At 70.6% G+C, this 19,000-nt stretch carries 19 protein-coding genes; 10 read left to right on the forward strand and 9 right to left on the reverse strand.

The genetic code is table 11. The features are described from left to right. Window positions 1–24: 24 nt before the first annotated feature. Window positions 25–1,518 carry a purine-cytosine permease family protein gene (locus tag IFU30_RS02940; RefSeq protein ID WP_192004250.1) on the reverse strand — a complete coding sequence of 498 codons (1,494 nt, stop codon included), beginning with the start codon at window positions 1,516–1,518 and terminating at the stop codon, window positions 25–27. 187 nt (window positions 1,519–1,705) lie between these two features. Between IFU30_RS02940 and IFU30_RS02945 the strand changes: the two genes are divergently transcribed. The 3 genes from IFU30_RS02945 (at window position 1,706) to hisD (ending at window position 4,933) form a co-directional block, all read left to right on the forward strand. Further along, the gene (locus IFU30_RS02945; RefSeq protein ID WP_192004251.1) at window positions 1,706–2,584 is read left to right on the forward strand and encodes a nitrilase-related carbon-nitrogen hydrolase; all 879 of its coding nucleotides are present in this window, start codon (window positions 1,706–1,708) and stop codon (window positions 2,582–2,584) included. Between the two features lie 4 nt (window positions 2,585–2,588). Beyond that, window positions 2,589–3,521, forward strand: coding sequence for a LysR family transcriptional regulator (locus tag IFU30_RS02950; RefSeq protein ID WP_192004252.1), 933 nt, complete (start codon window positions 2,589–2,591; stop codon window positions 3,519–3,521). Between the two features lie 95 nt (window positions 3,522–3,616). Then, window positions 3,617–4,933: a histidinol dehydrogenase gene (gene hisD / locus IFU30_RS02955; protein WP_192004253.1), complete on the forward strand. Its 1,317-nt coding sequence runs from the start codon at window positions 3,617–3,619 to the stop codon at window positions 4,931–4,933. 74 nt (window positions 4,934–5,007) lie between these two features. Here the strand turns inward: hisD and IFU30_RS02960 are convergent, their stop codons facing one another. After that, window positions 5,008–5,667, reverse strand: coding sequence for a HEAT repeat domain-containing protein (locus IFU30_RS02960; RefSeq protein ID WP_192004254.1), 660 nt, complete (start codon window positions 5,665–5,667; stop codon window positions 5,008–5,010). Between the two features lie 106 nt (window positions 5,668–5,773). Between IFU30_RS02960 and IFU30_RS02965 the strand changes: the two genes are divergently transcribed. Continuing rightward, a complete protein-coding gene (locus IFU30_RS02965; protein WP_192004255.1) occupies window positions 5,774–6,100 on the forward strand; it encodes an NIPSNAP family protein in 327 nt (108 codons plus the stop codon). Between the two features lie 29 nt (window positions 6,101–6,129). On the opposite strand, the gene IFU30_RS20585 is transcribed toward IFU30_RS02965, so the two are convergent. Beyond that, entirely contained in the window at window positions 6,130–7,212 is a 1,083-nt protein-coding gene (locus IFU30_RS20585; RefSeq protein WP_192004256.1) for a histidine kinase, read from the reverse strand. Then, a complete protein-coding gene (locus IFU30_RS02975; RefSeq protein ID WP_192004257.1) occupies window positions 7,209–7,865 on the reverse strand; it encodes a response regulator in 657 nt (218 codons plus the stop codon). The genes IFU30_RS20585 and IFU30_RS02975 overlap by 4 nt, the downstream gene beginning before the upstream one ends. 227 nt (window positions 7,866–8,092) lie before the next feature. Between IFU30_RS02975 and IFU30_RS02980 the strand changes: the two genes are divergently transcribed. From IFU30_RS02980 to IFU30_RS02990, 3 genes are read left to right on the forward strand one after another with little or no spacing between them, the layout of a single operon-like run. Next, window positions 8,093–8,245: a hypothetical protein gene (locus IFU30_RS02980; protein ID WP_192004258.1), complete on the forward strand. Its 153-nt coding sequence runs from the start codon at window positions 8,093–8,095 to the stop codon at window positions 8,243–8,245. After that, complete coding sequence (gene rffA / locus IFU30_RS02985) at window positions 8,245–9,468, forward strand: dTDP-4-amino-4,6-dideoxygalactose transaminase (RefSeq protein WP_192004259.1); 1,224 nt, start codon at window positions 8,245–8,247, stop codon at window positions 9,466–9,468. The genes IFU30_RS02980 and rffA overlap by 1 nt, the downstream gene beginning before the upstream one ends. Beyond that, window positions 9,459–10,691, forward strand: a complete 1,233-nt coding sequence (locus tag IFU30_RS02990; protein WP_192004260.1) for a rhamnosyltransferase WsaF family glycosyltransferase — start codon at window positions 9,459–9,461, stop codon at window positions 10,689–10,691. Before rffA ends, IFU30_RS02990 begins: the two co-directional genes overlap by 10 nt. A gap of 33 nt (window positions 10,692–10,724) precedes the next feature. Here IFU30_RS02990 and IFU30_RS02995 read toward each other — a convergent pair whose 3' ends face one another. The 4 genes from IFU30_RS02995 to IFU30_RS03010 form a co-directional block, all read right to left on the reverse strand. Further along, window positions 10,725–11,231 carry a hypothetical protein gene (locus IFU30_RS02995; protein WP_192004261.1) on the reverse strand — a complete coding sequence of 169 codons (507 nt, stop codon included), beginning with the start codon at window positions 11,229–11,231 and terminating at the stop codon, window positions 10,725–10,727. Window positions 11,232–11,358: 127 nt separating this feature from the next. Further along, complete coding sequence (locus IFU30_RS03000; RefSeq protein WP_192004262.1) at window positions 11,359–12,687, reverse strand: MFS transporter; 1,329 nt, start codon at window positions 12,685–12,687, stop codon at window positions 11,359–11,361. Further along, on the reverse strand, window positions 12,687–13,703 hold the full coding sequence (locus tag IFU30_RS03005) for an alpha/beta hydrolase fold domain-containing protein (protein ID WP_192004263.1): 1,017 nt from the start codon (window positions 13,701–13,703) through the stop codon (window positions 12,687–12,689). Before IFU30_RS03005 ends, IFU30_RS03000 begins: the two co-directional genes overlap by 1 nt. Further along, on the reverse strand, window positions 13,700–14,746 hold the full coding sequence (locus IFU30_RS03010) for an alpha/beta hydrolase (RefSeq protein ID WP_192004264.1): 1,047 nt from the start codon (window positions 14,744–14,746) through the stop codon (window positions 13,700–13,702). Before IFU30_RS03010 ends, IFU30_RS03005 begins: the two co-directional genes overlap by 4 nt. A 110-nt stretch (window positions 14,747–14,856) precedes the next feature. Between IFU30_RS03010 and IFU30_RS03015 the strand changes: the two genes are divergently transcribed. From IFU30_RS03015 to IFU30_RS03025, 3 genes are all read left to right on the forward strand, one after another. Beyond that, the gene (locus IFU30_RS03015) at window positions 14,857–15,864 is read left to right on the forward strand and encodes a LacI family DNA-binding transcriptional regulator (RefSeq protein ID WP_192004265.1); all 1,008 of its coding nucleotides are present in this window, start codon (window positions 14,857–14,859) and stop codon (window positions 15,862–15,864) included. Window positions 15,865–15,941: 77 nt separating this feature from the next. Further along, window positions 15,942–18,263 carry a carbon starvation CstA family protein gene (locus IFU30_RS03020; RefSeq protein ID WP_192004266.1) on the forward strand — a complete coding sequence of 774 codons (2,322 nt, stop codon included), beginning with the start codon at window positions 15,942–15,944 and terminating at the stop codon, window positions 18,261–18,263. After that, on the forward strand, window positions 18,263–18,454 hold the full coding sequence (locus IFU30_RS03025) for a YbdD/YjiX family protein (RefSeq protein WP_192004267.1): 192 nt from the start codon (window positions 18,263–18,265) through the stop codon (window positions 18,452–18,454). Before IFU30_RS03020 ends, IFU30_RS03025 begins: the two co-directional genes overlap by 1 nt. A gap of 26 nt (window positions 18,455–18,480) precedes the next feature. Here the strand turns inward: IFU30_RS03025 and IFU30_RS03030 are convergent, their stop codons facing one another. Then, window positions 18,481–18,996 carry a hypothetical protein gene (locus IFU30_RS03030; protein ID WP_192004268.1) on the reverse strand — a complete coding sequence of 172 codons (516 nt, stop codon included), beginning with the start codon at window positions 18,994–18,996 and terminating at the stop codon, window positions 18,481–18,483. Window positions 18,997–19,000: the final 4 nt, after the last annotated feature.

Consider the following 19,000-nt stretch of genomic DNA (forward strand, 5'->3'; position numbering starts at 1 on the left):
CCGTCGCTCGGCGACGCCGGGAGCTCAGCGACGCCGGGTCGTGAAGGCGACCGCCTGGTGACCCGTCTCGGTGACGTCGCGCTCGGCCGCCGCACGCTCGCGCCCGAGGTCGAGCGACCGGGAGAGAAGCACATAGGCGATCGCGGAGGCGGCGAGACCGATGAACAGGGCCAGGTCCGCCCCGCCGAGCAGCTGCGCGATCGGACCGGTGAACCACACCGTCACGACGAACGGGATCATCGCGACGATGCCGATCGCGTAGGCGAGGAGGCCACGCCAGCCCCAGGCGCCGTAGACGCCGTTCGGGGTGAAGATGTCTCGGACCACGTAGTGGCCCTTCCGGACGAGGTAGTAGTCGACGAGGTTGATCGAGGTCCACGGCACGAGGACGTAGAGCAGGACGACGAGGAAGCTGCTGAAGTTCGCGAGGAACTCGCCGGTGCTGAGCAACGAGCCGATGACGGCGGCCGTGGCGATCGCGAGACAGGTGACGACCCGCAGGGTGCGCGTCGGCCGGACCGGTCGGATGGAGTCGATGATCGTGATCGTCTCGATCGACGCCGCGTAGATGTTGACGGTGATGACGCTGATCAGCCCGGGCAGCGCGGCCACGAGCAGCCAGGTGCCGGAGCCCGGCAGGATGGCGTCGGCGGCGTCTCGGACGCCTTCGAGCGGATCGGCGCCCTGGAACGCGCTGGCGACGAACGCACCGAGCCCCATCAGCCAGACCGCGCCGACGAACACTCCGCCGTAGGTGTAGAAGAGCGCCCGCCCGGGGTTCGTCTGCGGCGGGAGGTAGCGCGAGTAGTCGGAGACGTAGGGTGCCCAACCGAGCGCGTACGCTGCGGCACCACCGAACTGAACGAGGAACGCGACCCAGCTGAAGTTCGCGAGCGACAGCGCGTCGGCCGGCAGCGGCACGACAAAGGGGACGACGACCGTGAACAGCCCGAAGGTGATGAGGAACAGCGCGGTGAGCCACGACTGCGTCCGGTGGATCCAGGAGTACCCGAAGATCGCGAGGAGGACGGCGACGCCGCTGATGAGCACATACCAGCCCGCACCGGCGTCGACTCCGGTCGTCATGGTGAGGACGTCCGCGCCGAGCATCTGGTTGAACATGTTGAAGCCGACGAGGCTGAAGACGACGATCGCGCAGATGAGGACGACGCCGCGGTAGCCGAACTGCGCACGCGACTGGATCATCTGCGGGAGTCCCAGCTGCGGCCCCTGTGCGGAGTGGAAGGCCGTGAACACGGTGCCGACGGCGACGCCGAGGACGATCGCGAGGAGGGACGTCGCGAGGTTCGCGCCGAGCGCCGCACCGAGCATGCCGGTCGCCAGGGTCGTGACCTGCGCGTTCGACATGAACCAGAGCGAGAACAGCGAGCGCGGGCGACCGTGACGCTCATTGAGCGGGACCCAGTCGATGGAGCGGGATTCGACGAGGGACGGCTGGGCGTCACCCGCTCCGGCGGCGGAACCGGACGGGGGAGTGGGGGCGGCGGGTGTCGCCATGGCTGGCCTCCAGGGCTCGGGCGGTCGAGGAGTGCGACGGGCAGCCGGGGGTCTGCCTCGGGTCGGGGACTCGCTCGTGCCGACGACGGTATCCGCAGCCCACGGACCGGCACAATCGGCCATGCCCCGATCCCTGCCATCGGGGAACACGATGGTCCCGTCCGCGAGGGCTTCGTATGATCGCTGGATGACCAGCACCGACCCCTCGGGGTTCACCGACCACGCCGACCACGACGCGCACAGCATCCGGGTCCGCGCCCAGGAACTCGCCCCCGTCTTGGGCGATCTCGACGGTAACCTGCGCACGATCGAGGCGGCCGTCCGGGACGCTGTCAGAGACGGGGTGCAGCTCCTCGTGCTGCCCGAACTCGCGACGAGCGGCTACTACCTGGGCAGCCCGGAGGCGGCTCGCGCCGTCGCGCTCCCGAGCGACGCGTCGGTGTTCACCGAGTGGGCGTTGCTGCTCCCCGAGGACGCCGTGGTGGTCGTCGGGTTCTGCGAGCTCGACGGCGAGGAGATCCGCAACAGCGCCCTGGTGCTCGGCGCCTCGGGTGTGCTCGGGGTCTACCGGAAGGTGCACCTGTGGGACGAGGAGCAGTCCGTCTTCGTGGCGGGTCGCGAGACCCAGCCGGTGGTCGAGACGCCGCTCGGCCGGCTCGGCGTCCTCGTCTGCTACGACCTCGAGTTCCCCGAGGTGCCGCGGGGCCTGGCGCTCAGGGGCGCGGACCTCCTCGTCGTCCCGACGAACTGGCCCCTGGTCGAGCGCCCGGAGGGCGAGCGGGCACCCGAGGTCGTCCAGGCGATGGCGGCGGCACGAGCGTCCGCGATCCCGATCGTGTGCTGCGACCGCTCCGGCACCGAGGCCGGCAACCCCTGGACCGAGGGCACCACGATCATCCCGGCCGACGGGTGGCCCGTCGGTGGGAAGGACGCGCAGGGACGGGTGGACGCGACCGTCCGGATCGACCGGGGCGCGACCAGAATCGGACCACGCAACGACGTGCTCGCCGACCGGCGGCCTGAGCTGTACGGCGCCGTGACGGGAGAGCGCTCCTCGCTAGGCTGACCGCATGACCCTCGCGCAACTCCGCGCTTTCCTCGCCGCCTACGAGAGCGGTTCCTTCACCGCCGCGGCCGCCGAGCTCGACAGCAGCCAGGCGTCCGTGTCCGAGCTCGTCAGTCGCCTCGAGCGCGAGATCGGCCTGCAGCTGTTCGCGCGCGGTGCGCGTCGGCTCGTCCCGACGGCGGCCGCCGAGGAGCTGCGCGAGCACGCCAGACGCGCGGTCGCCGCGATCGACGGCGGACTCGACGCGCTCTCGGCGATCACCTCCCTCGACGGCGGCGTGTGCACCTTCGGCGTCCTGCGCAACGCCGCCTACTACGAGCTGTCCGACCTCGTGCAGCGCTTCGACCAGCGGTACCCCAACGTGCGCGTGCGACTCGTGGGGTTGAACTCGGCCCTCGTCGCGGACTCCGTGGCGAGCGGCGAGATCGAGGCTGGGCTCGTCGTCCTCCCGGTACCCGTGGCCGGCCTCGCCATCCGGCACCTCTTCCGCGACGAGGTCTTCTACGCCTCCACCACCAGGGATCCGGCCGCGGGCCCGGTCGGGATCGACGAGTTCGCCGACGCGAAGCTCGTGCTCTACGACGCCTACGCCGGATGGCGGGACCCCACGCGGCTCCAACTGCTGGAGCGCGCTCGCCTGCAGGGACGGTCGATCGAACCGGCCGTCGAGGTCGAGCACGTGGAGACCGCCCTGAGCCTCGCGGCGACCGGGGCCGCGGACACGATCGTCTCCGGCACGGTCGCCCGCACCGGCGGGTTCCCGGAGCAGCTCACGCTCACCCCCTTCGCCGAGCCGCTCTACGACACGATCGCGCTCGTCCAGCGCGAGGGCGCTTACCTGTCGCCGGCCACCGCGCGGATCGCCGAACTCGCCGAGCACACGCTGCTCGCGGCGGCGGAGCCCGACCAGGTGATCGCGACCACCCCGAGGCGCTGAGCGTCGCCCCGTGAACCGGCGTATCGGATGACCCGATGGCTCGCGCCGGTACGTCCCCCGTTGTCGCCCCCGCGCCGCGTTCGTACGCTCGCACCATGCGTTTCAGTCCTCCTGTGCTCCAGTCCCTCGACGGCTCCTTCCGTCACCTCAAGACCCCGCTCGTCGACGCCCCACCGGCCCAGCGCGACCCGGCCGTCATCGAGACCGTCTCCGCGATGCTCCTCGACATCGAGCGGCGCGGCATGGACGCCGTGCTCGACGCCGCGCGATGGCTCGACCGGTACGAAGGCGGCGACGTCGAGCTGACGCCCGAGCAGATCGCGACCAGCGGTGACCGCCTCCCCGCGGACCTCCGCGCCGCCATCGACCTCGGTGGCGAGCGCACCCGGGCCTTCGCCAAGGAACAGCGCTCCCACCTGCAGGACTTCGAGACCGAGCTCGTCCCCGGACTCGTCACCGGCGTGAAGTACGTCCCCGTCTCCCGCGTGGGCGCCTACCTCCCGGCCGGCCGGTTCCCGCTCACTGCGAGCGCGTTCATGACGGTCGGCGTCGCCAAGCAGGCTGGCGTGCCGACGGTCATCGCCTGCACCCCGCCGCAGCCCGACGGCGGCGCGAACGACGCCGTCGTCTACGCCGCGCACGTGTCCGGCGTCGACCGCGTCTTCGTCCTCGGCGGTGTGCAGGCGCTCGCCGCGATGGCCTACGGTCTGCTCGGCGAGCTGCCGATCGACATGCTCGTCGGTGCGGGCAACGCCTTCGTCGCCGAGGCCAAGCGGCAGCTGTTCGGCACGGTCGCGATCGACCTCCTCGCCGGTCCGTCCGAGGTGGCCGTCCTCGCGGATGAGACCGCGGACCCGATCCTGGTGGCCGCCGACCTGCTCGGGCAGGCCGAGCACGGTCCGAACTCGCCGGCCGCCCTCGTGACGACGTCGGAGGAGCTCGGCCGCGCGGTCATCGCCGAGGTCGAACGCCAGCTCCCGACGCTCTCGACCGAGTCGATCTGCGGGCCCGCCTGGCGCGACTACGGCTCGGTGACCGTGGCCGACGACCGCGAGACCGCCGCGGCGCTCATGGACGACCTCGCCCCGGAGCACCTCGAGGTCATCACGGCGGACGACGCCTGGTACCACGAGCGGTTGCTCAACTACGGGTCGATCTTCCTCGGTGCGTGGAGCACCGTGGCGTACTCGGACAAAGGCATGGCCGGCACGAACCACGTGCTCCCGACAGCCGGCGGCGCCAAGCACAGTGCCGGGCTCTCGGTGTCGCGGTTCCTGAAGCCGCTCACCTACCAGCGGATCGCCGAGGCGGCGACACCCGAGCTCGCCGACGCGGTGCAGGTCATCTCCGATTCGGAGGGGATGGCGGCGCACAGCGCGACCGCGACGCTCCGCACGGCCCGGCTCAGCTGAGGCGGGCCCGGCCCCTCTCCGGTCCCTGAGCTTGTCGAAGGGCATTTCGACAGGCTCAATGACCGGGTGATGGCTCAGTCAGTCGAGCGGAGCGAGTGCTGGGCCTCCTGCATCGCCTCGTCGAAGTCCAGTTCGGGGTCGTGGAGGATCCGGGCGGTCGCGCGAGCGTGCGCGCGGGCCTCGCGCTCGACCGCCTCGGATGCGGCCGTCTGCTCGACGGGTTCGATCGAGGGCTCACCGATCGTGGCGAACGCACGCGTGAGGCTGAGCTGCACCTCGCGGTCGCCCCGGCCGAACTGCCTCGCCAGCAGCTCGGCGAGTGCCGACGCCTCCCGCTCCGGGACGACCCCTGCGGCGGTGCGCCAGGCGGCTCGGGCGACCTGATCCTCCTCGTCCTCCAGCAGTGCGAGGGTGATGGCCGACCAGGTGCGGGGGTCTCCGGTCTTCGAGAGGGTGTGGAGCGCCTGACTGCGTGCCTGTGGGAAGACCGACCCGAGTTCCTCCATCAGCCGAGGAACGGTCACCTCGGGGTCGTGCCGCACGAGTGCCCAGGTGAGCATGTCGCGCACGAAGAAGTCGGGCTCCACGGCGCAGCGGTCGACGAGGACCTCGATATAGGCGGTCCTCGGGGTGGTGCCCGCAGCGAGTGCAGCCTGGAGCCGGTCTGAAGAGGCCGGCACGCGGAGGGCGCGGGCGAGCCCGTTCGCGGCGGCGTCGTCGTATTCCGAGGACATCTCGACCACCTTCCGGGGTGTGGGGACGGGTTTCCAGCGTAGGTGTCCGGTGACGCCGACGGCCCCCTATGACGGCGCTCGTCGCGCGGACGGCCAGACTGGACCCATGATCACCATCCACCTCCGCTACCAGATCGACCCCGAGCAGCTCGACACCTTCACCGAGTACGGGCGGCGCTGGATCCGCCTCGTGAACCGGCTCGGTGGCGACCACCACGGCTACTTCCTCCCCGCGGAGGGCGACAACGACGAGGCGTTCGCGCTGTTCAGCTTCCCCTCGCTCGCCGCGTACGAGCAGTACCGCATCGCCGCGGCGACGGACCCGGAGTGCATCGAGGCCTACGAGCTCGTGCGGGGCACCGGCTGCATCGTGCGCTTCGAGCGTCGCTTCCAGACGCCGCTCTTCGGCGACGAGGCGGACCGCCGACCCTGAGCCTCAGTGACCCTGAGCCACGGTGAGCGTCAGTAGGGCGCGCGGAACGTCAGGGTGAACCGGGTCGGCGCGTCCTCGGTGAGGAGGGACCCGTTCAGGAGTTCGGCGCGTTCGCTCAAGCCGACGAGTCCGTGGCCCGCAGACGACCACGAGCTGTCCGACGTGCGCGCGGGGCGGTCGTTCCGGATGGTCACGGTGACCTCGTCTGCGGAGGCTTCGGCGCGTACGTCGACCGCGGCGCCCGGCGCATGCTTCCGCGCGTTCGTCAGTCCCTCCTGCACGGTCCGGTAGATCGCCCGCTGCACGGGTGCGGGGAGGCCGTCCGGCAACTCGATGGCGGAGGTGACGGCGATGCCGCTGTCCGCGATCAACCGGTCGAGGTCGTCGACCGTCGGTTGCGGGGCCAGCGGCGCATGACCGGTCTCCGCGCGCAGCAGCGTCACCATGTCCCGCAGCTCGTCGAGCGTGCGCGACGCGAGCGAACGGATCGTCACCGCCATCCGCTTCGTCCCGGGTTCCTCGGTCTGCACCTGGATCGCGCCGGCCTGGACAGCGATCAGACTGACCTGGTGGGAGACGACGTCGTGCATCTCCCGGGCGATGCGCGTGCGCTCCTCGACGAGGACGTCGGAGGCGATGCGCGCCCGCTCGCTGCGTCGGATCTGTTCGAGGTCGTGTATGCGCTCGAACAGTTCGCGGCGGGTGCGGACGAGCAGACCGAAGGCGATCGGTGCCGCGGCGTAGAGTGCGGCGTACACGATGGACAGGATCGTGTAGTTGGGCGACGTCCACCCCCACCACGGCACCGCGGCGAGGACGAAGACCACCGCGCCGGTCGTGACGAGCCGCCAGCGTCGACGTTCCCGCACCGCGACGGAGAAGAGCGACGCCAACCCGGCCAGGGTGGCGAGGTTGAGGGTGAAGGCCGGCACGGCGAGGAGGAGCGACAGCCACGGCCAGCGCCGCCGGAAGACGAGGCCGACGGCGGCGGCGATCGCCAGGCCGGACTCCCACGGCGCCGCCCACTCGAGCGTCGCCAGGCTCTCGACGGCCGCCGCCGCGATGAGGGCGAGTTCGAGGAGGACCGACCAGAGCCGGGAGCGCGGCTTCACCGGGGCTCCGCCTCGTCGCCACGAACGCCGGCACGCTCAGCGATGATGGCGGCTTCGAGTCGGGTCGTCACCTCGAGTTTGCCGAGGATGGCACTCACGTGGTCCTTCACGGTCGCGCGGCTGAGGTGCAGTGCCTCGCCGATCTCGGTGTTGGACGCGCCGGTCCTGAGCGCGGCGAGCACATCCTGTTCGCGGCCCGTCAGCCCGGACAGACGCCGTGCCGCCTCGCGGTCGGCGGTGCGGGCGAACCCGCCGACGAGGGTCCGGGACACCTGCGGGGAGAGCACGATGCCGCCCGCGGAGAGGGATCGGAGCAGCATGGGGAGCTGCTCCGGGTCCGTGTCCTTCACGAGGAACCCCGCGGCGCCGCTGCGGAGGGCGCGGGCGATGTAGTCGTCGGAGTCGAAGGTGGTGAGGATCGCGACGACGGGCGGGTCGTCCCAGGTTTGCAGTTCGTCGAGGATGTCGAGCCCGTTGCGCCCGGGCATGCGGACGTCGAGGAGGACGACGTCGGGACGGCTCGAGCGGATCGCCTCCACGGCGCCGATCCCGTCGACCGAGGCGACGACCTCGATGTCCTCGACGGCACCCAGGATGAGTTCGAATCCGGACCGTACCAACGCCTCGTCGTCGACGATGGCCACTCCGATCACGGTGTCCTCCTCAGCTCGACTCTCACCCTACGAGTCCCGGGAACCGGGCGGCGACGGCCGGGAGGCTGAACCCGCCAGGTGGCGGGGGTGGAATAGCCCGCAGCAGGATGCGGGTCGTGCCCGCCGAGGCGGAGACTGAATCGCTTGGTCCCGTGGAGCGGAACCTGGCGCGTCCGGGATCGACGATCTCGGACGGACGATGGGGGAGCACGCATGGGGGACATCACGTGAGGTCACGACAGGGGAGTGGCGCGCGCCGCCGGACCGGCGTCGACGACGCGCCGACGGTCGGTATCGGGATCCTCGCGACCGTCGGCGTCATCCTGTTGCTGGTCCTGGCCGGCGCGTTCGTCACGACCCTGGCCCTCGGTGGTCGTTGATGGTCGAGGTCTCCCTCGCGCAGCGGATCCCGCTGTCGAAGCCCTTCCACGCCGCCGGTGAACTCGAACAGCTCGAACGCGTCCTCGCCGGAGACCACGTCCACGGCGACGGTGCCTTCACCGCGTCGGCATCCGAGCGCCTCAGGGACCTCACGGGCGCGCAGCACGTGCTCCTGACCACCTCGGGGACCCACGCGCTCGAGATGATGACCCGCCTGATCGGCGTCGGTCCCGGCGACGAGGTCATCCTGCCGACCTTCACCTTCCCGTCGGCGGCGAACGCGGTGGTCCTCACCGGCGCGACGCCGGTCTTCGTCGACAGCGACCCGGTGACGGGCAACCTGGATCCCCAGCACGTCGCGGACGCCATCGGACCACGCACGCGGGCGATCTCGATCATGCACTACGGCGGTGTCCCGGTGGACGTGCCGGCGTTCCAGCAGCTCACGGACGAGCACGGGTTGCACCTGCTCGAGGACAACGCGCACGGCCTCGGGGTCGCCGGTGACGGTGTCCGCCTCGGCACGGTCGGAGCGATGGCGGCCCAGAGCTTCCACGACACGAAGAACGTGCACTGCGGCGAGGGCGGCGCCCTGCTCATCTCCGATGAGACCGTCCTGCTCCGCGCCGAGATCATGCGCGAGAAGGGGACCGATCGGGCCCAGTTCCTCCGCGGGCAGGTCGACAAGTACAGCTGGGCGGACCTCGGGTCGAGCTACCTGCCGAGCGAGCTCAACGCCGCCGTCCTCGACGCCCAGCTCCGCGACTTCGACGTCATCCAGAGGCATCGGCATCGCATCTGGGACCGCTATGCGGCCGAACTCGCCGAGTGGGCTCACGATCGCGGCGCGACGCTCATGGACCCGCCCGGTGGCGTGCATGCCGCGCACCTGTTCTTCCTCCTGCTGCCGGATGCGCAGGTGCAGCAGGAGTTCCTGCGTCACCTCCAGGCGCACGGTGTCGGAGCGGCCTTCCACTACGTGCCGCTGCACTCGAGCGCGGCGGGCCGGCGCTACGGCAGAGTGGTCACCGAGCCGCAGCACGCGGTCCGGTTCGCCGAGCGTCTCGTCCGGCTCCCGTTGTGGCCCGCCATGACGGACGACGAGGTGGACCGGGTCATCACGGCGGTCCGCGCGTTCGGACCCGCGACACCAGCGGCACCAGCAGCACCTGCCGCACCTGCGGCGACGGCATCGACGGGACGGGACTCCAGATGGGCGTGATCGAGCAGGGGCTCCGAGCCATCCGCGGCGAGGGCGTCCGGTCGACGCTCTGGCGCGCCGCGCACTTCGCCGACGGACGGTTCAACCCGATGCGGCGCAAGCCGACGGACCTGTACCCGAGCGACGCCATCGCCGCGGACTGGACGGTGCCGCGGAACTTCAACGCCGCCGAGTTCCCGGAGGGCCCCTACGACGTGGCGTGGTTGATCTCGCCGCCGAGCCGGACCTCGGGCGGGCACCAGAACGCCTTCCGGTTCATGGAGTTCCTCGAGCGCGCCGGGCACCGGCTCACGATCTACCTGTACCAGGCGTCGGCCCAGCCCGCGGTCGACATCCCCGGGATCCGGGCGATGATGGCCGCGAGCAGCGCGTACCCGGAGCTGCAGGCCGACCTCGTCCGGTACGACCCGACGACCGGCATCGCGCCGGGCGCGGACGTCGTCGTGTCCTCCGACTGGCAGACGGCCTACCCCGCGTTCCGCTACGAGGGGCCGGCCAAACGGTTCTCCTTCGTGCAGGACTTCGAACCGTGGTTCTACCCGGCCAGCAGTGAGTACGTGCTCGCGGAGAACACCTACCGGTTCGGGTTCCACGGCTTCTCCGCTGGGCCGTGGCTCGCGCAGAAGGTCGCGGACGAGTACGGGATGAGCTGCGACCACTTCGACTACTCGGTCGACAAGCAGCACTACTCGCACGTGAACGACGCGCCTCGCACCGAGATCCTGTTCTACGCCCGCCCGCCGACTCCTCGACGCGGTTGGGAGATCGGCGAGCTCGCCCTGACCGAGTTCCACCGGCTGCGCCCCGACATCACGATCAACCTCGTCGGCTGGGACATGTCGGGATACGAGACCGGATTCCCGTTCGTCAACCGGTCGGCGATGGACATCTCGGAGCTCAACGCGGTCTACAACCGCTGTGCCGCGGGTCTCGTCCTCTCGCTGACCGACATGTCGTTGCTGCCGCTCGAGATCATGTCCTCCGGCGTCGTGCCCGTCGTCAACGACAGCCCGAACACGACCGGGGTACTCGACAGCGAGCACATCGAGTACGTCCCGTTGTCGCCCGCGGCCATCGCGCGTCGCCTCGTCGACATCGTCGAACGGCCCGACGCGGTCGAGCACGCGAAGCGGATCTCGGCGTCCATCACCGCCGCGGACTGGTCCGACCCGGGCACGCAGTTCGTGGCGCAGTTCGAGCGCGCGATGCGCACGTCGATCTGACGCGCCTCCGCCGCGTCAGCTCGCCTGCACCGGTCAGCCCGCCCGCACCTGTCGGCCACGCGAGTCGATGTCGGGCACCGTGGCGGTGGTGGCCGCTTCGCGCGAGCCGAGGGCGGTGAGCGCGAGCTCGACCACCTCCCGCACGCTCAAGCCGGTCGCCGTGAGGACGTTCAGCTGCGCGAGGGCCTCGGGATCCACGATGACGACCGAGACGGGTGACTCGGGCCCCGCCTCGCCCACGGCGGACCCGGCGCGAGCCCGACGGGTGGCGAGCCCGCGAGCGATCCACGCCCGGTTCCGCTCGACATCGATCTTCAACAACCGTTTGTTGTTCCGGACCCGTTCGGCGACGAGTCTGCCCTCGTGGATGTCGGAGTACACCTGCCAGCGCGGGTAGAGGAGCCGGGTCGCGAGGTCGGTCGGTCGCAGGGGGACCGGGAGGTCGTCGATGAAGTCCTGCAGCACGGCGTCGGCGAGCGCCTCGCGGAGCGGTCGCCGCTGCAGGGTGTCGTCGGGCGAAGCTGGGAACGGCAGGGTCATGGGGATCCGGTGGTCAGAGGTCGGGTATGGTCCAGTGTCACTCCGGGTCCTGCGCCCCGGGTGGACTTCACCTGGAAACCACCCCGGAACCAACCCCTGCAATCCGTTGACCGTGCAAGTGCCGGTCTCATCGCACGGACCTGATCGGCAGCACGGCGAGTCCGCCCAGGACGGCGAACACGATCGCCGCGACATACAGCGCGTGATAGTTCTCCCCGCCACCGAGCGCGAGTAGGGGGACGGCGACGATCGGTACGAGCAGCTGTGGGAGCTGGTACGACAGTGAGACGATGCCGAGGTCCTTGCCGGCCTCGTCGAACGACGGCAAGACCTCCGTCATGAGGGCGATGTCGACGGACACGTAGGCCCCCTGCGCCGCTCCGACGATGAAGATGCCGACGAGGAACACGGTGACGTCGGGGGAGATGATCGCGACCCCGAGTCCGACCGCGCTCAGGAGGCTGGAGACGAGCACGATCGGCTTCCGTCGCCCGGTCCGGTCGGAGATCCAGCCGAACAGGACCGTCATGACGATGTTCCCGACCGTGAAGATGATGAGCGCGTTCGCCTGGACCCCCGATGCCTGCTCCTTCGGGATGCCCAACTGGTCGATGATGAAGAACAACAGGTAGATCGACACCGAGACGATCGACATCGTCACGAGCAGCCGGCAGGCCCACGCCCAGAAGAAGTCGCGGTAGCGCACGGGGTTCAGCCAGTACGTGGACAGGACATCGGCGAGGCGCAGCGGCGGAGCGGGTACCGTCCGCACGATGTCCCGGAGCCCGAACACGAGCGCGGTGCTCAGGACGCCGCCGATCAGGCCCGGCACGACGAACCAGGTCCACCGAGCATCATTGGGGAGGGCGGCGACGATCTGCGCGCCGACGATCAGGGCGAGCCCGCCCGAGACGCTGGCGGCGGCCGCGACACGCGCCCGGATCCGCGCCGGGATCTGATCGGCGAGTAGCGCGTGCACCGCCATGTTCGTCGCACCGAAGCCGAGCTGCACGATGCTCCACCCCAGGATCGTCACCGCGAGGCTGTCACCCGTCGCCAGGATCGCGACCCCGCCGAGCGCCACGACCGCTCCGCCGAGCATCCACGGCCGCCGCATCCCGAAGCGCGAACGCGAACGGTCGGACAGCCGGCCGAACAGCGGCGTGATGATCATGATGACGACGCCGCCGACCGCCGCGACGATCGAGAGGTTCGTCCCCTTCGTCGCGTCGTCGAGGAACGCGAGGGCCTTGGGGATCGACGCCCCGCTGATGGTGCCGAGCGCCAGCGTGACCCCGAACCAGGCCAGGACGAACAGCGGCAGGAAGCCGCGCGCCTGCGGTGACCCGGGGACGGCGTCCGGATCGACCGCCGCGACGGGGACGGCGTCACCGATGCGCGGCTCCGGCTCGGCGGGCCCTGTGGACGGACCGGTGGGTGGGGTGTGAGCTGACATCATCGTCTCCTCGGCTGGGTCGGTTCGGGCGGGAGCAGGTTCGTCCCGTAGGCCTCACGGAGCGCGGTGGCCTGGACCGCCTGCCACTCCCTCGCGCCCGCCATGACGGCCGTGAGACCACCCGACGCATGGACGTGGCCGCGCCCGATCCACGTCATCGTCGGAACCCCCGCCTCCATGAGTCGGCGTCCGTACGCCAGACCCGCGTCGCGGAGCGGGTCGTGCTCGGCGACCTGGATCAGCGTGGGCGGCAGGTCCGAGAGGTCGCCTGCCTCGAGCGGGGAGGCATAGGCGTCCGCCGCACGCGCACCGCCGAGGTAGAGCGGCACGAGTGCCTCCGCGTCGTCCAGCCCGAACCCGCGCGCATACCGGGTGGCGGAGACGCCCGACGGGGTCAGCGACACCGCGGGGACCTCGAGCGCCTGATGGACGAGGGGGAGGTCACCCGAGTCACGCAGGCGGAGGACGGCGCTCGCCGCGATCCCGCCGCCCGCCGAGTTGCCCGCGATGCCCAGGCGGCCTGGGTCGAGGTCGAAACGGCTCGGGCCCGCTTCGGTGGTCAGGACCCGCAGGGCGTGGACGGTGTCGTCGACGGCGGCCGGATAGGGGTGCTCGGGCGCGAGTCGGTACCCGAGCGCGACGACCTGGATCCCGGCGGCGAGGGCCCGGGCGGCGAGGAGTCGGTCGTTCAGGAGCTCGTGGACGGTGCCGGACGTGAAGCCGCCGCCGTGCAGCGCGAGTTGGGTCGGCGCCGGAGACGGGAGTCCTTCCGGGCGGTATCGGCGGAGCTCGAGCGGCCCGGCCGGTCCGTCGATCCAGCTCGTGGTGATCTCGACCGACGACGGCGCGGGTTCGGTGAACTCCTCCGCCAGGAGGTCGGAGAGCCGCCGCGCCGCCTGCCGACGGAGGGCCAGGTCCGTGGAGCGGAGTGCCGGCAGCTGCTCCGCGTGCTGCTCGATCCGCGCAGCCCAGGCGAGGATGCCCGGATCCAGCCGCAGCTCCTCCACGGACGTCACCGCGAGGCCTCCGCCGGCTCGCGGAGCGGCGCACCGTAGCTCGCCGGCTCCTCGTGGAGCGTCCGCAGGGTCGTGATGACGTCGCGATGCAGGTGGTCTGCGGCAGGGACGTGACCGGTCAGCCCGCCGGAGGTGTGCGTCTGCCCGATGTACCGGATGCAGCTCACCGGCACGCCGGCCTCGCTCAGCACGCGGGCGTAGGCCTCGCCGTCTCCGCGGAGCGGGTCCATCTCCGCCGTGTAGATGACGGCCGGCGGCAGACCCCGGTGGTCGGTGGCGAGGAGTGGCGACGCATACGGTTCGCGCTGCGTCGCCCGGTCCGGCCCCAGGTACTGGAGCACGAGCTGGCGCGCGAGGCGACGCAGGATTGCACCCGGCACCTGCGTGATCCCGCGGGCGTCGAGGTGTCCGCGCGTCAGGTCGAGCGCCGGAGCCTCGAGCAGCTGCAGCCGGATCGGCCGCTTGGTGCGGTCCAGGTTCATGAGGGTCACGGCGGCGGCGAGGTTCCCGCCCGATGATGCACCGCCGATCGCGAGTCGGTCGGGGTCACCGCCGAGTGAACGCGCGTGCTCGGCCGCCCACTCGAACACGGACCAGCACTGCTCCGGCTGTGCGGGGTACCGGACCTCCGGGGCCAAGGAGTACTCGCCGGCGACGATGATGACGCCGGCCTCCCTGGCGCGGCGACGGAACCCGGCGTCCCAACCGATCCAGTCGATCCCGGCGATCGTGAAGCCACCGCCGAAGAAGTACACGAGGACGGGCCGACCACCGGACGCACCGTCGGCCAGGGCGGGGAGTCGCTGCTGGTCGGGCCAGTAGACGCGGAGCCGTGCGTCCGGGTGGCCGGGCACTCGGACGGCGTGGTCCTCGGTCGCTGCCACGAGGGTCTCGGTGCCGAGCGCCTCGGAGGACACCCGGTCGAAGGCGGCCGCGTGTGCACGCCGCCCGGCGGGATCCTTCGGCTCGGGCGTCTGCAGCGCTGCCAGACGCTTCGTGATCGCCGTGACGAACGCGTCGACGGTGGGCTTGCTCCGAGCCATGGTGTTCCTCCGATCCCGGCATCGATGCCGTGTCCGGTTCGAGTATCCGCTATCGAAGAACTTCGATCAAAGAACTTTTTACGAGCTAGGATCGTCGGAGGAGGTGCGCCATGGACGAGCGACCGCAGAAGGCGACGATCTACGCGGTGGCCAAGCGTGCCGGCGTGAGCATCTCGACCGTCTCCCTGGCCATCAACCACCCGCAGCGGGTGAACGAGGCGACGCGACGATCGGTCATCGCCGCAGCGACGGAGCTCGGTTACCGAGGTGGTGCCGCCGCGAGCGGTGCTCAGCGGATCGCCGTCGCTGCGCCGTTCTCGAGTTACGCCTCCTACTACCGCCGACTGTCGGGGATCATGGAGCGCGCCGCGATGGACTCGGTCGAGATCGTCGTGCACGACCTCCCGTCGGCGGCGGGGAGCGACAGTCCCGTCCTCGACGCGCTGCCCATGCGAGCGGGGATCGACGGCATCGTGGTGATGGGCGTGCCGCTGTCACCGGCCGCGTTGGAGTCGAAGGCGCTCCCCGGCCCGCCCGTCGTCCTCGTCGACGTCCCGGACGGCGCGCAGCGGCGGCTCGGGCTGCCCTCCGTCCTCATCGACGACGAACGGGGTGGTGAACTCATCGCGCGACATCTCGCGGAGCTCGGTCACGAACGGGTGGTGTTCCTCCACGAACCGCAACGCTCCGAGGAGTACGTGTCGGCCGGCATGCTGCGGGCGCGCGGCCTCGGTCACCTGCTCTCCGTCTCCGAGGCCGTGGCCGACGTCGCCGCGACAGACCTCGTCGAAGCCGTCGGTGCCGCGCTCGAGCGGGCGTTCCGGGTCGATCCGGAAGCGACCGCCGTGGTCGCCAACCACGACGAGCTGGCCGCCGCCGCGCACCGGGCGTTCCGCGTCACCGGCGCGCACCTGCCCGTGGGACGCTCGCTCGTCGGCTACGACGACGGACCGCTGGCTTCCGCGCTCGACCTCACGACGGTCCGCCAGCCGTTCGAGGAGTCCGGGTACGCGGCGCTCGATCTCCTGCTCGGTCGGCTCTCGGGTGAGCACGCCCGCGTCTCATCGGTCCAGCTCGCACCCGACCTGGTCGTCCGAGGCACCACCTTCCGCGTCTGACCCGACCTCGCGAGCGCCCGCCGCCGCGACGCTGTTAGCCTCGACGCACGAACACCACCGTTGAGGGAGGAATCGTCATGGGCAACGACGCCGGACGACAGGACCGAGCACGCGCAGGATCGAAGCGGGACGGAGCGCTGCAGCCCGCGGGTGGCGGGGAGGCGGAACCCGTCCTGGTCCAGGATCCGGAGCTGCCGCCCACGGCGGTCGACGAGGCCGACCTCGCCCCGAGATGGACCCCGGCGAAGGTGATCCTGTGGGTCGCCATCGCCTTGCTCGGCGGTCTCGCCTGGACGATGCTCGCCCTCGTCCGCGGTGAGACGGTCAACGCGATCTGGTTCGTCTTCGCGGCGGTCTGCACCTACCTCATCGCCTACCGCTTCTACTCGAAGATCATCGAACGCAAGCTGCTGCGCCCCGACGACCGGCGGGCCACCCCGGCCGAGTACCTCGCCAACGGCAAGGACTTCGTCCCCACCGACCGCCGGGTGCTGTACGGCCACCACTTCGCGGCGATCGCCGGAGCCGGTCCACTCGTCGGCCCGGTGCTCGCGGCCCAGATGGGCTACCTGCCGGGCACCATCTGGATCATCATCGGCGTGATCCTGGCGGGTGCCGTGCAGGACTACCTCGTCCTCTTCTTCTCGATGCGCCGTGGCGGACGTTCCCTCGGCCAGATGGCGCGCGACGAACTCGGCGTGATCGGCGGCACTGCGGCGATCATCGCGACGCTCGCGATCATGGTCATCATCGTCGCGATCCTCGCCCTCGTGGTCGTCAACGCGCTCGGCGAGAGCCCGTGGGGTGTCTTCAGGGTCTCCATGACGATCCCGATCGCACTCTTCATGGGCGTGTACCTGCGCTTCATCCGGCCGGGCAAGATCACCGAGATCTCGATCATCGGTTTCGTCCTGCTCATGTTCGCGATCGTCGCCGGCGGCTGGGTCGCCGAGACCGAGTGGGGCGCCGCGGCGTTCACCCTCGACCGCACGGTCATCGCCGTCGGGATCATCGTCTACGGCTTCGTCGCCGCGATCCTGCCGGTGTGGCTGCTCCTCGCACCACGCGACTACCTCTCCACGTTCATGAAGATCGGCACGATCGTCATGCTCGCGGGAGCGATCGTCCTCGTCCGCCCGGAGATCACGGTGCCGGCGTTCAGCGAGTTCGCCGGTGGCGACGCCGGCCCGGTCGTGAGCGGCTCGCTCTTCCCGTTCCTCTTCGTCACGATCGCGTGCGGCGCCCTCTCCGGCTTCCACGCGCTCATCGCGTCCGGCACCACGCCCAAGCTGATCGAGAAGGAGCGCCAGACCCGTTTCATCGGGTACGGCGGCATGCTCATGGAGTCGTTCGTCGCGATCATGGCCCTCGTCGCGGCACTGTCGATCGACCGCGGCATCTACTTCGCGATGAACTCCTCCGCAGCGGCCACGGGCGGCACCGTCGAGGGCGCGGTCGCCTTCGTGAACTCGCTCGGCCTCGCCGGAGTGAACCTCACGCCCGACGTGCTCACGCAGACGGCGGCGAACGTGGGGGAGGAGTCGATCGTCTCCCGCACCGGCGGTGCACCGACGCTCGCCCTCGGCCTCGCGCACATCATGCAGCAACTCATCGGCGGCACGTCGCTCATGTCGTTCTGGTACCACTTCGCGATCATGTTCGAGGCGCTGTTCATCCTCACCGCGGTCGACGCCGGGACGCGCGTGGCGCGCTTCATGCTGCAGGACACCTTCGGCAACATCATCCCGAAGTTCCGCGACCCGGACTGGCGGGTCGGAGCATGGATCTGCACCGCGGTCATGGTGGCGGCGTGGGGAGCGATCCTCATCATGGGCGTCACCGATCCGCTCGGCGGCATCAACACCCTCTTCCCGCTGTTCGGCATCGCGAACCAGCTGCTCGCCGCCATCGCGCTCGCCGTCTGCATGGCGATCGTGGCGAAACGCGGGAACTTCCGCTGGCTGTGGATCGTCGCCGTCCCGCTGGCCTTCACCGCCGTGGTGACGATCACCGCGTCGATGTTCAAGATCTTCTCGCCGGTTCCGGCCGTCGGCTACTGGGCGCAGAACGCGGCGTTCCGTGAGGCGCTCGCGGCGGGCGAGGACAGCTTCGGCAATGCACCGACGCGGGCGGCGATGGAGGCGGTCGTGCGGAACACCACGGTTCAGGGGGTGCTCTCGATCCTGTTCGTGACCCTCGCGATCATCGTCATCTTCTTCGCGATCCTCCACACCGTGCGGTCGTTCCGCTCGGGCGGTGGGCCGAGCTCGGAGGATCCGGCGCTGCCGTCGCGACGGTACGCGCCGTCGGGGCTCATCGCCACGAAGGCGGAGAAGGTGCTCGAGCGCGAGTGGTCGACCGTGGACGCCGACAAGCGACCCGCGCGGTCGGGGCACTGATGGCCGGCTTGCGGCGGGGTTGGGCGTCGGTGCGGTGGTTCGTCACCTCGCTGATGGGTGACACCGCCTACGCCACCTATGTGGATCACCAGCGTCGCGTCCATCCCGACGCACCGGTCCCCGATGAGCGCACGTTCTGGCGGGAGCGCTTCGCGGAGCAGGACCGGACGCCCGGCTCGCGCTGCTGCTGAACTGCGGCTGCTGCTGCTCCAGCGGTTCAGGCCCGCGAGCGCCGCTTCCAGCCGGTGAGCCGTTCAAAGCGTCTGCCGTCGATCGGGACCGTGCGGTCGGGCAACGACAGTGAGGCCTGGTGGGTCCCGCCGACGGCCCTGGTGGCCTGTTCGGTGGCGGCAGCGACGCGTTTGGCGACCATGCCGACCGTCCCGGCTTCGCCCCGGAAGCCCCACACCGTCGTCGTGTGGAGGACGGAGCCGTGTTCGGTCGGCCGGACGGCGACCGGCACCGCGCATCGCGCGAACGGCCGACGCACGCCGAGCAACGAGAGGAGCGGCACGATCTCCAGGGCGAACCCGCTCCAGTTCGAGGCCGCGTCATTCCCGATAACGGCGTAACGGATAGTCCAGGGACCGGCGGCGTACTCCCCGGGAACCACGGTGAAGCCGTCCGTCTGCAACGCCGACAGCAGTGCCGTCATGGTGTCGGTCGGCGGGAGCGGGGAAACGACCTCATGGACGCGCACCATCGATCCGATGGCGAACGCGTGGCCACTCATGCCG

This window comes from Plantibacter sp. CFBP 8798 (genome assembly GCF_014841195.1).
Lineage (GTDB): Bacteria > Actinomycetota > Actinomycetes > Actinomycetales > Microbacteriaceae > Plantibacter > Plantibacter auratus.

What these genes read in the sequence shown, in the direction of transcription:
- IFU30_RS02940 (WP_192004250.1), bottom strand. Translation starts at nt 1,518, where the DNA reads ATGGCGACACCCGCCGCCCCCACTCCCCCGTCCGGTTCCGCCGCCGGA.
- IFU30_RS02945 (WP_192004251.1), top strand. Translation starts at nt 1,706, where the DNA reads ATGACCAGCACCGACCCCTCGGGGTTCACCGACCACGCCGACCACGAC.
- IFU30_RS02950 (WP_192004252.1), top strand. Translation starts at nt 2,589, where the DNA reads ATGACCCTCGCGCAACTCCGCGCTTTCCTCGCCGCCTACGAGAGCGGT.
- hisD (WP_192004253.1), top strand. Translation starts at nt 3,617, where the DNA reads ATGCGTTTCAGTCCTCCTGTGCTCCAGTCCCTCGACGGCTCCTTCCGT.
- IFU30_RS02960 (WP_192004254.1), bottom strand. Translation starts at nt 5,667, where the DNA reads ATGTCCTCGGAATACGACGACGCCGCCGCGAACGGGCTCGCCCGCGCC.
- IFU30_RS02965 (WP_192004255.1), top strand. Translation starts at nt 5,774, where the DNA reads ATGATCACCATCCACCTCCGCTACCAGATCGACCCCGAGCAGCTCGAC.
- rffA (WP_192004259.1), top strand. Translation starts at nt 8,245, where the DNA reads ATGGTCGAGGTCTCCCTCGCGCAGCGGATCCCGCTGTCGAAGCCCTTC.
- IFU30_RS02990 (WP_192004260.1), top strand. Translation starts at nt 9,459, where the DNA reads ATGGGCGTGATCGAGCAGGGGCTCCGAGCCATCCGCGGCGAGGGCGTC.
- IFU30_RS02995 (WP_192004261.1), bottom strand. Translation starts at nt 11,231, where the DNA reads ATGACCCTGCCGTTCCCAGCTTCGCCCGACGACACCCTGCAGCGGCGA.
- IFU30_RS03000 (WP_192004262.1), bottom strand. Translation starts at nt 12,687, where the DNA reads ATGTCAGCTCACACCCCACCCACCGGTCCGTCCACAGGGCCCGCCGAG.
- IFU30_RS03010 (WP_192004264.1), bottom strand. Translation starts at nt 14,746, where the DNA reads ATGGCTCGGAGCAAGCCCACCGTCGACGCGTTCGTCACGGCGATCACG.
- IFU30_RS03015 (WP_192004265.1), top strand. Translation starts at nt 14,857, where the DNA reads ATGGACGAGCGACCGCAGAAGGCGACGATCTACGCGGTGGCCAAGCGT.
- IFU30_RS03020 (WP_192004266.1), top strand. Translation starts at nt 15,942, where the DNA reads ATGGGCAACGACGCCGGACGACAGGACCGAGCACGCGCAGGATCGAAG.
- IFU30_RS03025 (WP_192004267.1), top strand. Translation starts at nt 18,263, where the DNA reads ATGGCCGGCTTGCGGCGGGGTTGGGCGTCGGTGCGGTGGTTCGTCACC.
- IFU30_RS03030 (WP_192004268.1), bottom strand. Translation starts at nt 18,996, where the DNA reads ATGAGTGGCCACGCGTTCGCCATCGGATCGATGGTGCGCGTCCATGAG.